Source organism: Candidatus Woesearchaeota archaeon, from assembly GCA_018303425.1.
Classification (GTDB): domain Archaea; phylum Nanobdellota; class Nanobdellia; order Woesearchaeales; family JAGVYF01; genus JAGVYF01.
In genome coordinates, this window is the sequence record JAGVYF010000004.1 from 1 (window position 1) to 13,717 (window position 13,717).

The 13,717-nt window shown below is 31.4% G+C and carries 12 protein-coding genes and 2 pseudogenes; 8 read left to right on the forward strand and 6 right to left on the reverse strand.

Going from position 1 to position 13,717, the window contains the following annotated elements:
• On the forward strand, positions 1-3,102 hold a 3,102-nt coding region (locus J4418_01110; GenBank protein ID MBS3112666.1), incomplete at its 5' end, for a hypothetical protein.
• A 32-nt stretch (positions 3,103-3,134) separates the two neighbouring features.
• Positions 3,135-3,773, forward strand: a complete 639-nt coding sequence (locus J4418_01115) for an HAD-IA family hydrolase (protein ID MBS3112667.1) — start codon at positions 3,135-3,137, stop codon at positions 3,771-3,773.
• Here the strand turns inward: J4418_01115 and J4418_01120 are convergent.
• The 4 genes and pseudogenes from J4418_01120 to J4418_01135 all read right to left on the reverse strand — a co-directional run bounded on the left by J4418_01120 (position 3,760) and on the right by J4418_01135 (position 7,659).
• Positions 3,760-5,595 carry a tetratricopeptide repeat protein gene (locus J4418_01120; protein ID MBS3112668.1) on the reverse strand — a complete coding sequence of 612 codons (1,836 nt, stop codon included), beginning with the start codon at positions 5,593-5,595 and terminating at the stop codon, positions 3,760-3,762. The genes J4418_01115 and J4418_01120 overlap by 14 nt on opposite strands.
• A 57-nt stretch (positions 5,596-5,652) precedes the next feature.
• Positions 5,653-6,195, reverse strand: a complete 543-nt coding sequence (locus J4418_01125; GenBank protein MBS3112669.1) for an adenine phosphoribosyltransferase — start codon at positions 6,193-6,195, stop codon at positions 5,653-5,655.
• A pseudogene (mtnP, locus tag J4418_01130) lies at positions 6,193-6,936 on the reverse strand (S-methyl-5'-thioadenosine phosphorylase). Before mtnP ends, J4418_01125 begins: the two are co-directional and overlap by 3 nt.
• A gap of 3 nt (positions 6,937-6,939) precedes the next feature.
• Positions 6,940-7,659, reverse strand: coding sequence for a hypothetical protein (locus tag J4418_01135; GenBank protein MBS3112670.1), 720 nt, complete (start codon positions 7,657-7,659; stop codon positions 6,940-6,942).
• Positions 7,660-7,781: 122 nt separating this feature from the next.
• Between J4418_01135 and J4418_01140 the strand changes: the two genes are divergently transcribed.
• The 4 genes from J4418_01140 to J4418_01155 all read left to right on the forward strand — a co-directional run bounded on the left by J4418_01140 (position 7,782) and on the right by J4418_01155 (position 10,053).
• A complete protein-coding gene (locus J4418_01140; protein MBS3112671.1) occupies positions 7,782-8,588 on the forward strand; it encodes a hypothetical protein in 807 nt (268 codons plus the stop codon).
• Positions 8,585-8,806, forward strand: a complete 222-nt coding sequence (locus tag J4418_01145) for a hypothetical protein (protein ID MBS3112672.1) — start codon at positions 8,585-8,587, stop codon at positions 8,804-8,806. Before J4418_01140 ends, J4418_01145 begins: the two co-directional genes overlap by 4 nt.
• The gene (locus J4418_01150) at positions 8,807-9,493 is read left to right on the forward strand and encodes a hypothetical protein (GenBank protein ID MBS3112673.1); all 687 of its coding nucleotides are present in this window, start codon (positions 8,807-8,809) and stop codon (positions 9,491-9,493) included.
• Positions 9,494-9,720: 227 nt separating this feature from the next.
• Complete coding sequence (locus J4418_01155; protein ID MBS3112674.1) at positions 9,721-10,053, forward strand: cold shock domain-containing protein; 333 nt, start codon at positions 9,721-9,723, stop codon at positions 10,051-10,053.
• Positions 10,054-10,117: 64 nt separating this feature from the next.
• On the opposite strand, the gene J4418_01160 is transcribed toward J4418_01155, so the two are convergent.
• The gene (locus J4418_01160; GenBank protein MBS3112675.1) at positions 10,118-10,576 is read right to left on the reverse strand and encodes a hypothetical protein; all 459 of its coding nucleotides are present in this window, start codon (positions 10,574-10,576) and stop codon (positions 10,118-10,120) included.
• Between the two features lie 205 nt (positions 10,577-10,781).
• On the opposite strand from J4418_01160, the pseudogene J4418_01165 reads away from it, so the two are divergent.
• Both J4418_01165 and J4418_01170 read left to right on the forward strand, forming a co-directional pair.
• Positions 10,782-10,976 (forward strand): annotated as a pseudogene (locus J4418_01165) (transposase).
• Between the two features lie 68 nt (positions 10,977-11,044).
• Entirely contained in the window at positions 11,045-13,240 is a 2,196-nt protein-coding gene (locus J4418_01170; GenBank protein MBS3112676.1) for a DEAD/DEAH box helicase family protein, read from the forward strand.
• Here the strand turns inward: J4418_01170 and J4418_01175 are convergent.
• Entirely contained in the window at positions 13,237-13,668 is a 432-nt protein-coding gene (locus tag J4418_01175) for a DUF333 domain-containing protein (GenBank protein MBS3112677.1), read from the reverse strand. The genes J4418_01170 and J4418_01175 overlap by 4 nt on opposite strands.
• Positions 13,669-13,717: the final 49 nt, after the last annotated feature.

A 13,717-nucleotide genomic window follows, 5' to 3' on the forward strand; every position in this document is an offset into this window, starting at 1 on the left:
AATGACAGATTAACATATATATTTTCAGCCCAATCATCAAAAACTGGGCAATGTACTTTGTTTGGCACGTGGTCAGGCAATTGGACACAGAACGAATCACAATCAGTAATAACAAATATAGCATTTAATTTTACAAACTTGACATTTGCGCAAACTGGAACAAACTATACTTGGGGAATGAACTGTTCAGATGTTTCAGGTAATCCCGGTTTAGGAATAAATTATTCATTTGTTACTTTAGAAACAGCTACGTCTTCAGCAACCCCGTCTGCCAGTAGCGGAACTACAACATTACCTGGTCCAACACCAACACCGGCCCCAATTATAATACCTCCCGCCCCTATTGTTGAAGTAGTGCTGGAAGAACCAACTATAACCGAAATCGTAACAGAAGACACCACTGAAGTTATAATTGATAATCCTTATTCGCCTATACTCTCCATTTTAGCCGAGGGTACAAATGGCGCATCAATTGCAGACTTAATTGATTTCCAAGACCTTCCGGAAACTAATTCAAATTTTACTCAGTTTCAAGACTTATTTGCATTTAGGCCCAAAATAAATTTTACAAAAATAACTTTAGGTTTGGGTTATATCTGCGCGGGTCCAAGGCACGCAGTAATGAAATGTTTAGATTGGGACTATGAAAATGGCATTTGTATAAACGAGAGCACTTGGGAAGTATTCCAATGGTTACCTCAAGGATTACACCCAGTTAATTTAACATTGCTTGCGCAAGATCCCGGATTAGGTGTTGGTCCAAGTCCATATACACCATACTGTGGAGATAGTTACTGTGATCCCAATGAAAACAAACAAACCTGTGGCTTTGATTGCGGTATAGGCATACAATTATCCTTCTTTGAAAAATTATACTACTGGTTTACAGGAACGCAACCTATAACCGGTTACGCAGTTGCAGAACCAATATATCAATGTGTAGAAGACTGGGACTGTAGTAAATGGACAAGATATAATTCAACTGGAACTAGAACAAGATTCTGTATAGATAATAATGCTTGTGGAACTAGTCTCACAAAACCAATAACTGAAGAAATTTGTCAATACAGTGATAGACCTACTGAAGAAAAACCAATTGTAATATTTGTATTAAAAGATTATCTAACAATGTTATTGCTCTTATTACTGCTTGTAATAATTACTTATAACAATTACTTATCTTATCAAAAACAAAGCGCTATTGTTTACCAGTACAAATCTTACTTTGACATATTAATTGAATCACTTATAAAATTCAGGAAATATTTAGCGACACAAAGAATCAAAGCTCAAAAAGCAAGTGAAGAAAGGTCTAAAGATTATATGTACCTACGTAGAAGTGTCAAAATAAAAACATTAAACAAAGTAGATAAGATCAAAGGAACTTTAATTTGTACTTATTTAAAATTCACAAATGCATTTAAAATATTCTCAATAGTGTTTATATATTCAATTGTTGCATTGTACAGCTTTATCCATTTATTTATTTATAAAATTAAGATATCCTTAATAGAATTATGTAATTATTACATTTCAAAAGTTAATAATTATAAAGCATATTTAATAAAGTTAAAAAAAGAAAAAGCTCAAAAAGCAATGCTTATCAAGGCAAGAGCTACTAGACTTCATAATATTAGAGTTAAAAAATATATGCTCTGGCGCAGAAATATTAAAGTTAAGTTTAACAATCGCATGGAAAAATTATCAATATGGTCTCAGGAGATTGTTAAATCTTCTAAAAAGCAATTGATACAAAATATTAACTCAACAATTAAATCTATCAAAGTCCCATTTATTTTATTACAACATAATATTAAACTACAAAAATTAAAAGCTGAAAGAGCTGAAAAACAAAGAGCGCATGAATTAATACTTAAACAAAAACTCCACGAAAAGTTACAACAAAAGTTAGAGAAACAAACTGACCTTGAATTAAAAAGAAATAGAGCTAAAGAACTTTATCTGTTGCATAAACAACAAAAAGTGGAAGAACTTGCATTTAAAAATGAAAAAGCAAAAAAACTATTACAAAAACGTGAGCATGAATTGCAAGTCAAACGTGAATATTCCAGAGTATGGTACGCTGCTAATAAATTAAGGTTATTGATTAAACCATATGTTAAGAATTTTAGGTTAAAACATAGAAAGCAATTGGCTCGAGAACATCCATTTAAAGAAATATCTCTCAATACAACCAATTTTGAAAAACTTGATAAACAAATTACACGATTAAAAGAAACTACTTTTGAGTTATACAGGCCTTATCAAACCAAAAAGGTTTCAGCAAGAAAACCATTGGCAATAACAACAAGGACAAAATATGAAGAACCAAATTATATTTCAAAACTTAATGATCAGATTGATGAGAGATTAAAGTCAGTGATCCCTGTTAATCTGAATTATAAAATTAAGGATTATAGAACTAGAAAAACAAAGATAATTTCTAAAAAACCGTTATTAAATATGACTAAAATTAAAATCCCGACTTATTTAATCAGGCTAAACTGCCAGTTAAAATATAGATTTAATCATTTAATTAACCGCGCAAAAAATTATACTTTGACTAAGAAAAAATTAATCCCGCAGGATTCAATAAGATTAGGAGTTAAAACTTCTCTTTCAAAGAGATCAGCAAGGCTAAAGAGACTTGAAAAACAATTCAAAACTTTAAGCTGGACAAAGCTTAATCATCCAAAAACATTTAGGTTAGGTGAACAAAAGAAATATGTATCTCCAATAAATTTAATTCCTAAACATAGCGTTGCAAAACCCGTACATATCCCATTTTTTAAGAAGCTAACTCAAAAGCTTAATATACAACCAACTTTCAAATTGAAAAAGAAACTAACTCTAAATAGGCCTTTAATTATGAAAAGTTTCCATAAACCCAATTCCAAACTTGACTGCGCATTAGATAGAATCAATTTAGAAATCGATAAGATTAATCTCAATATTGAACCTCAAAAATCATTCAATCTTCAGAAAAAACGATATCCGAAAGTGCGCATTTTATCCATTAAAAAACCCCAAATATCCAAACGATTAGAAAAACTAGAAAAAAAGTTAAATCAAAAAATTAAAAATATCTCTTTTAAAAAATAAAGTTTATATACTTTAAAAAATGAAATTAACAAATGTCTGGGAAAAATAGTATAAAACTTGTAATTTTTGATTTTGATGGTTGTATAGCCAATGTAGAAAAAGCTATTAAAGAAGGTTCTCAGGAGTTAATTTTGAAATATGTAAAAACTAATATTGATGTTGAAAAAATTGCTAGAAATGAAGGCATGGCTGTTCTTATTAAAAAATCAGGCATTTCATATTGGAAAGTCCCTAAAATAGTTAGAAAGTTTCGCAAAATAATAAGTAAAACGATTATATCTGCAACTCCTTACAACGGGATACCTAAATTACTTAGTGATTTAAATAAAAATTATACCGTGGGGATTGTTACATCAAATTCAAAAAAAAATGTAAACAAATTTCTAAAAAAGTTTAAATTAACCCCTAATTTTCATTTTGTGAAAACTAATATTTCTTTATTTACAAAAGCCTGGTGGTTATGGATTTTAATCAAAAAACATGGATTTAAAAGAAATGAAACAGTGATAGTTGGTGACGAAGTCCGTGATATTGAAGCAGCCAATAAAGTTGGCGTGAAATCAATTGCAGTAACTTGGGGGCTTAATACTAAAAAATTATTAAAACATTCAAATCCAGACCATATTGTTGATAAACCTTCAGACATATTAAAAATAATTAATCAGATGTAGTATCCTCCTCAGGCTCTAACAACTCTTCTAAATTTTCTTCCTTATCTTGAGTTATTTCAGGTTTTGGAAGCAATGGGAAACTTCCCGGTAATTGAAAATCATTTTTATATTCAACTTTTCTTAATAATAATGTTTCTTCTTTTTTCTGTTGAATTCGAATTTTCCAATCTTGGTATAAATGATTTTTCCATTTAATAAAAGAATTTTTCAACCACCATGGAAAATTTAATACCGTACCGCAAACTTCGTCTTCGTTTTCTATTTTATATGTTCTATATAGGCCTTCAATAACGGTTATCAAACCAATGCCTGCTAACAAAAGATTTGAAGTCAAAATTCCTACGCCATACATTGTAGTTCCAGCAGTAATTTCAGTTAAACTAGAGGTTAGGCTATAATGGGTAGGCTCATCTCCATTTTTCTCTGCAATTTGTCGTTGCTGTTGAGCGGTTTTCCATCCATGTATTAATCCCTTATATCCTAGGTGAGCATAATTTTTAATTCTTTCAATCCCCATTTCAACGTTATTAAAAACAATATCTCCAAGACCATTTATTTCTTGAGAAATAGATAAACTTTCTTGCGCTTGTTTAATTTTTTCTTCTAAATTATCCCTTCTCTGTTTTTTAACAGCTTTTATTCTGTCGATTTTGAGTATTTTAATCTTTTCTCTTAAAAAAGCAATATTCTGGTCAATTATATCTTCTTTAAGTTCCCAGGTTTTACTTTGAAATGGTTGCAGACAAATACTTTTAGCCACATCATGTAATGCAATGCCATACTCTCCCCGGCTTAGATTTAACAGCGCTTTGTAATAATAACCCAAAAATTCAAAACTACCTGCTTTTTTGTTAAATTCCATATCGTTAATAGTTTGTTTTTCCATAATTAAGTCAATATTAGCTTCTGCTCCAATATAATCTCCTTCTTCGATGAGTGCGGGGATTTCAAAACACAATTCATTAACATCCCATGGAATTATTTTAATATCACTCTCTGAATATTTTCTCTCAAATATATAGCCTTTTAAGCTTTTGTTAAAAATCCCTCTTGCTTTTTTTTTCTTCCTCCTTAGTTCAATAGCAGTTTTATGTTCATACTTAAGCAGCAAATACTCTTCTTTTTTTATTGCAAGTTCAAGACCCTCTTCAATTCCTTCATAATCTTTTTTTCTAATGCGTATACTCTCTTCACAACACTTAATTAAACCATCAATTGCAGGTAAACAAAATTGATCATTTTTTAACACTTCATGATATAATTCTGAACTTCCTGGCCAGTTACTTTGATGATTTAATATGTCTGCAAGATTTAATTTTGCACGGTCATTGTTTGGATTTTTTTCAATGCTTTTTTCATAATATAATATTGCCTGATTAAGTTTTCCTTCGCTTTCATATATCATTCCATAGCCATTGAATGCTTCAGACAATATCCCGGGATAATCTTGAAAATGTTGCAATATTTGTTGATAAAATTGTGTTGCCGTTTCAACCATCCCTTTTAATGACGCGATTTCTGCTTTTTTCAATATGACCGGTCCAACTTTTTCACCGTAATCTACTACATAGAAACTATTATATTCTTTTCTTTTCTCTTCATCATTTAATATTTCTCTCCCTAACTGAAATATTTTTTCTTTGAGTTCATAATCTCTATTACTCAAAAACTCAAGAGATTTATCACTAAATTCAATTTCAGAAACTTCTAAATGCACAAATGGGTCCGGTCTGTCATACAATGAATATAAATCTATTATTTTACCATTTTCCTTAATCAATATCTCCCAATTAACGGGTAATTGATAATTATATCTGCTCATCAAGAAATACTATAAAAGGAAGGAGATTTAAATAATTAACTACCCTTAAATGAGAACTTATTCTCCTTCAAATTCAACGAGATTAAAAACTTTGTAACCTGCATTTTCTAGTTTTTTCTTTCCCCCTATATCCGGCAAATCTATGATGAAACTGCATTCAACGATTTTTCCCCCCAGTTTTTGGACTAGTTTAGCTGCAGCTAAAGCAGTACCGCCAGTAGCAATTAAATCATCAATTAATAATACTTTATCTCCCGGGTTAATTGCATCTTTGTGTATCTCTATTTTATCTCGGCCATACTCTAACTCATATTCTTCAGAAATTGTTTCTCCAGGCAATTTACCGGGTTTTCTAATTGGCACAAAACCTACTCCCAACCTATGCGCCAATACAGACCCGGTGATAAAACCCCGGGATTCAATCCCTGCAACTATATCAATATGCATTTCCTTATATCTTTCAGCAAGCATTTCAATCATGTGATTATAGCCGTTTTTATCTTTTAATAAAGAAGTTATATCTCTAAACATAATCCCCTTTTTAGGCCAATGGGGAATTGTTCTAATTTTATTTTTAATATATTGAGAATCTTGTTTCAGATTTTCAATCACGGCAACAAGTAATTTGGTAACATTGCTTGCATTTTGTTTAAATACATCTAGAATAATTTCCCAGCTGACTGTTTCTTCATTTTCTTTCCAACAATCGTAATCCGTACTCATAGCAACTGCCGCATAGGGAATTTTTAACTCATTAGCAAGTATAGCTTCAGTAGCAATGCTCATGTTAATCACATCTGCGCCCCATGCCCTAAACATATAAGATTCAGCTTTGGTTGAGAATCTAGGCCCCTCAATTGTGATTACTGTACCTTTAGGATGAAAATTGAACTTCAGTTTTTCACAATTTTTAATAATGTTTGCCCTTAATTCTAAATTAAACGGTTCAGACATAGGCGTATGCGCGGCATTTCCTTCAATAAAACTTTCATGAAAACTTACATCTCTTCTTCTAGTAAAATCAATAAACTGGTCAAGAACTACCAAATGGCCGCGGGCAATTTCATCGCGCAATGAACCTACGGCAGTAGTTGCAAGTATATGCGTACAACCTTGGTCTTTCAACGCGTAAATATTTGCTTTGTAATTAACTTGCGTTGGAGGTATTGTATGCTTCCTGCCGTGCCTCGCAATTATGACTACATCTATTCCCTTAATCTTGCCTGTTTTTAATGTAGATGTGGGCTTGCCGTAGGGTGTAACAATGTCAATCTCTTTACATCCTTCTAAAATGTTAGGATCATCTAAACCAGAGCCGCCAATTATGCCTACTTTAAACATTTATTATTCACCGGTAAATATTTTTTTGCAGTCTTCTCGGATAGTGCTATATTTAATCTCTTCACAATATTTATTATCATTACTTGCCCTTGCAAGTCTAATGATACATGCATCTCTATCGATTATATTACTCATTTGATAGCAGGGTTCAATTATCCCAGATTTCTGAGCTATCATGTTATTGCATTTATTTAATTTAGACTCATCCGTAATATCTTTACAACCTTCCCAATCTAGTGTCTTTACTACAACTTCATAAAAACAGGCATTATTTTGTGTCCCTTTTTGAATGAACCAACAATAATCGGAATTATTATTTGCTATAGCATAATTTTTATAACAAACATTATTCCAATATTCATCCTCTTCTACAAGCTTACAAATCTCAACATCATTGGATATTTGTGATATTCCGGTGTAACAACTATACTTGGCTTTAGAGTTAAGGATTTTTTCACAGATTGAGATATCTTCTTTTGCTTCAGCAACTCTTACTAAGCATTCATTTTTAAAATCTTCAAATATGATTTGCAGACATAAGAGTTCATCATTATTTTTTAGCGCTTCATTATATTGTTCAACATCATTCTCTTTTGCAAGTTTATCCGGGTTTACTACCCTACTCGTAATTTCTTTAATATCTGTTTTATAGACATAACTCAAAAATAATAAAAATATTAAAGTAATTAAAATTAATTTACTTTTTTTTAACTTTTTAGCCATCTATATCACTTCCGTATATGTAAATTCTTTTTTCATTTTCATTTAAAACCATTTGTATAATCTAATATAACTTATGTACAAACCAAAAACGTTTTAAACTTAAAATTTATCTAATAAGATAAATGGACTCTTCTAAGATTATTCATAAACTGACCGGGCATAAATTAGTACGATTAACGAATCGCGGTAATTCTGCAATCCTTCATGCAATTAGACTTGTTAAGGCTTATTCAGATAAAGAATTTGTTTTAATTCCTGACCAGGGCGGGTGGTTAACTTATAAAACATTTCCCAAGGATGCTGGATTTAAAATTAAAGAAGTTAAGACAAATGCAGGTTTAATAGATATTAATCAATTGGATCAGTATCTAGATAATTCTGCAGCTTTAATAGTAAATCAACCCGCAGGGTATTTTGCGGCCCAAGATTTAGAAGCCATATCAAAAATGTGTAAAGATAAAGTTTTGTTAATAGCAGATGTCACTGGTTCAATTGGTGATAAAGAAGCATGCAATGGAAAACACGCCGATATCTTACTGGGGAGCTTTGGTAAATGGAAACCAGTCAATTTAGGTTATGGCGGATTTATCTCTTTAAAGTCTCAAAAATTAATAAATATAAGCGCAAAGCTTCCTTTAATTGAATTTGACAAGAATTATGAATCGGAGTTATGCAGTAAATTAACCCACCTTAATGAAAGATATTGCCATTTTTATAGCATTGCGGGTTCTATTAAAAAAGATTTAAATAATTTTGATATTATTCATAAGGATAAAAAGGGGATAAATGTAATAGTAAGATTTAGTAACAATGAAGAAAAACAAAAAATTATAGATTATTGCAATTTGAAATCATATCCTTACACGATGTGTCCGCGATATATTCGCGTTGAAGAAAATGCAGTATCTATTGAGGTAAAAAGACTGTGAATACATTATTTATAGGTTTAATAATTATCCTTGGAAGTTTTGTGCTCAGTTTTGTAGTTGCGCCAACAACTTTAATGTTTAATAAAATGAATGCATTAATCATTTATGCATTAAGTTGGTTATTATTTGTAATAGGCGTATTGATTGGGGGAAAGGTAGCGTATATAAATTCAATAAGCGGACTTAAAAAATGGGTAAAAAGAAGAAAGGGTGATTAAATGAATTTTATTAAAAAAATATTTAGCGGTAATCAAGATGAGTCAGTACATTCACAGTTTGTGAGATTTAGTGTTGGCGATTATTATCCAAGAGCAGTTTTAAGCATTAAAAATGGCAAGATTGTTAAAATTAAGTCTGGCTTTGAATATGGCAACGATTTTATAAAATTCATTATCGAAAATGCTACAGGAAAGGTAAAAGTCAATGGTAAAATTTATTCTAAGAAAGATTTTACTTCGGAATTAATAGACTGCAAAGAAAAGAAAAAAGGTTTTTACATAGGCATTATAAATCGTGAAATGTCTATTGACGATCTTAATCAACTTTATAAGCAGACCAATAAGGAAAGTTATTTACTTTTGAGCGTAAAGGGCGAAGGGTTTGATTTGAAGATTAACCAAATTCCCCATAATCCGCGAGGTTCATATAAAGCAAATTTTTGTAATTTGCATCTTTCAAATCATCTTGCAGATAAAGCCATTAAAGAATTCGCATTTGACATCAAGAATGATTTTAAGCAATTATTGTCATGCCATAGATTTTTAATTGAGGATATTAAAGTGCCTAAAGAGTTTGAAAGTGATTTATTAAATGCCAGGCTAATGGCCAAACGCACCGGTAAAATCATTCGTGAACTCGAATTTGATGGCACAAAAGAAAAAACGGAAGCAAAACTTAATGCATAATAATCCTGAACATAGTACGTAAAAAGTCCGGTGTAAAAAAGTTGGCTTCACTTCCGGGGAGGCTACTCATTTTCTCAATTATACAAACTTAGCTTGTCTTTTAATGTAGATTAAAAGTCGGGCCAAAGCTAACTTTTGATAAGCAGGCTTTCTATTTACGAGAACATAGGAACATTTAAAAAGAGGGAATGATTGCTATAAAATATTAGTATCGGAGGAATTTTAAAATGGAAGGAACAGTAAAATGGTTCAATAGAAAAAAAGGATACGGTTTCATAGCCGGCGGAGATGGCAAAGAATATTTTGTCCACCAATCAGGCTTATCACAAGGAAGATTTTTACGCGATAATGACCGTGTATCTTTTGATTCTGAACAAGGAGAACGCGGACCAATTGCAAAAAATGTAGTTTTACTTCAAAAGGGCAGCGACTTAAACGGTTCTGAAGAAGGACAAGAAGATAGCCAATCAGAAGAATTTGTTGAAGAAAGCGCTGAAGAATCTGAAAATGACGAAGAGTCAGATGAAGATTTTGAAGATGAAGATTCAAGTGAAGAATAAGTTTTAATTATCAATTAAAACTATTCTTAACACTTTTTTATTTTTATTTGATTCTAATCAAAACTTATTCAGAAAATGGGGTGTCAAAGTAAGTTACTTTAAAATTTGCAAGTTTAACATTACCGATTAAATATTCACCAGTTATAGTTTTAAACAGTTGCTCTGCAATTTCTTGAGTTAATTCCCATTTAATTTCATTAGTAAAAGGATATTTAGTAGTGGACTTGGCAGGTATAACTCCACCTATGACATAGCCCGTCATAATTTTTTGGTTATTTTTTCCATATAAAACATCATAACTGATATGGTTTACTTTAACAGGAGTAAGCCCATTATTTTCAAGTTCAATGTTTCCCGTTAATTTAAAACTACTAGAGGTAATTTCATTGGCGTCTATTAACTGAATTTTTGCTAATTTTATTTGGCTAAGTGAATACACATAAAAAACACCAACTATTAATAAAAACAATGCTGCTATTGTAAGTATTTTTTTACTCTGCTTTAATATAGCTTTTTTTACCACTTAAATAATTTAGGGTTTATTCTATTTAAACTTTGTCAGTATTAGAAGATTAAATCCAAACCCTATTTTAAATATTTGTCAAAATCTGCAGGGAGACTACCCGCCAATATACAAGAAATAGCAAAGTTATTTCTGTGCCCAGAATCAAAGATTCTTGGGACAAGCGGAATTTCTATGTTTAAAATAAGCGAGCAAAAAATAAACTAAAACACATTTAGGATATAGAGAATTTAAGTGCAGAGGCTTGAAATCATGTAAGAATGAAGTAAATTTGATGTCAACTGCTTATAATTTGAAGAAAATTCATAACAAGATTTTAAATATTAATAATAATTTAGACAAAACTATTAAAAAATCATTATTTTTATTAAATTCTCATTTCTGTATTTTGGAATTATGAGACAACTTACACTGGACACTGGACATTTATGCGTGAAACTTATAAATGGCAAGTTTATCTATTAAGCTATGCTTAAAAATTTTAATCCAAGACTCTATCAGCAGACAATTCTTCATACTGCGGTGAATTATAATACATTAGTTGTTTTACCGACAGGGATGGGTAAAACAGGTGTGGCTGTGATGTTAGCTGCTCAAAGACTAAAACAATACCCTAATTCAAAAATTTTAGTTTTAGCGCCTACAAAACCTTTGGTTGAACAAATTAAATCTTTTTTTCAAGATCACATTGAAACAACTGTAATAATGTTTACTGGCCAAATTAAGAGTGAAAAGAGAGCAGAACTTTGGAAATCCAATAACATTATTATCTCTACGCCCCAAGGTCTTGAAAATGATATCATTAATCAAAAAATTGATTTAAAAGATATTTCTCTGTTGATAGTTGATGAGGCCCACAGGGCCATTGGGGATTATAGCTATGTATGGATAGCTAAACAATACCATCAAAAAGCGCTTTTTCCCAGAATATTGGCATTAACTGCATCCCCGGGGTCAGACATAGAAAAAATAACTGAAATAACTCAAAATTTATTTGTTGAAGAGGTTGAAGTAAGGACAAGCGAAGATCCTGATGTTAAACCATATATACAGCATGTAAATATAAAATGGATAGATGTGCAATTACCTGAATCATTTAAAGAAATCAAAAAATTTTTGGATGATTCGTTAAAATCAAAATTAGAAGAAATAAAAAAGAACGGTTTTCTTTCACAATTACAGGTCATTCAACCTTCAAAAATTGAAATCTTAAAATTGCAGGGAATGTTGCACGGTTACGCATCCAGCGGAGAAAAAAGTTTTGAAATTCTGAAATCTATGTCATTGGCAGCAGAGGCAATGAAGATATTCCATGCACTTGAATTAATACAGTCCCAAGGTGTTGAATCATTGCATCAATATATGGATGCTCTAGAGAAACAAGCGCTGACATCCAGTGTTAAAGCTGTGCAAAATTTAGTTAAGGATTTAAATTTTAGGTCTGCCTTGATTAAAACTAAAGTTTTGAAAGATATGAACATTGTACACCCAAAAATGGACATTTTAAGAGCCATGATAGAAAAAGAGATTGAAGAAGATATTAATAAAAAAATAATAATATTTAGCCAGTATCGTGATACTGTTACAGTAATCACGGAACATCTAAAACAAATACCTAATGTTAAGCCTGAAATATTTGTAGGACAAGCAAAAAGAAAAGGCAAAGGGTTAAGTCAGAAACAACAGTTAGAGCTGCTGCAAAAATTTAAAGATAATAGTTTTAATGTTCTTGTCTCAAGTTCAGTTGGTGAAGAAGGCCTTGACATCCCTGCGGTAGATTTAGTTGTGTTTTATGAGCCAGTTCCTAGCGCAATTCGCCATATTCAAAGAAGGGGCAGAACCGGAAGATTAGAAAAAGGCAGAGTAGTCGTGTTATGCGCAAAAGGCACAATTGATGAAGGTTATAGATGGTCTGCGCATCACAAAGAAAAACGCATGCACCGTATTTTGCAAGACTTTAAAACTAAATTTAAACCCACTAAGCACGTAATAAAATCACAAGAATTAATACCGGAATCTAAATTAAAAATATTTTGCGATCATAGAGAAAAGGGCAACCTTGTCATTAAAGAATTAATTGAACAGGGGATAAATATTAAACTTGAACAATTAAAAGTAGGAGATTATATAGTTTCAACGAGGGTTGGCATTGAATATAAAAAAGTTGAAGACTTCGTGAACTCCATTCTTGACGGAAGATTGCTCGAACAAGCTAAACAATTAAAAATTAATTATGAAAGGCCGTTATTTATTATCGAGGGTGAACAAGATTTATACAGCGTCAGAAATATTCATCCAAACGCAATCCGGGGCATGTTATCCACTATTGCAATTTCTTATGGGATTCCTGTCATAAGGACAAAAAATTATAAAGATACTGCTTCAATGATGCAGGTGATTGCCAAACGTGAACAGGAAGAAACTAATTCAATTTTTATGCCACACGGAAGCAACAAACCCAAGACCTTAAAAGAACAGCAAGAATATTTAGTCTCTGCATTGCCCGGAGTTGGCGCCAATTTGTGTCAACCATTATTATTTAGTTTTGGTTCGATTAAAAAAATAATTAATGCAAGCGCTGAAGATCTTATGAGGATTGATAAAATTGGAGAAAAGAAAGCCAACGATATCAAAAAATTAATAGATTTGGAGTATGGGATTTAGAGATATTTTCTGAATATTTTGTAAATGATATAACTCACAATAATCAATTCCAAAAACCAATAGAATGGTTCATATTTAACATCTAACCAAAAACGTTGAGAAAAACTTAGACATTTTGATTGTCCCCCAATCAATACGGAATGATAGGGTTTTCCCTCGCAACACGTTTCAAATGAAGCAAATATCTCTTCACCTTTTTTAACACAATCTAATTTGATAATTTTATCAGTTCTACACATTTTATTATAAAAGTCCCATGCTTCGCATTTATATCCGTCATCTAATACGCAATATGCTATCCTATCCCCGTTTGGATAAGAAAACTGATATCCTTGTTTTATGCAGAATGCTCTTATTGGATCCATTGCCCCATTTACTGCCACTGCTAATGTCATAATTAAAATTATCCAGATTAACGCTTTGCTCATATTAAAACGATGGTTCCTGACTTTTATATAACTTACTTTTCTAATACGA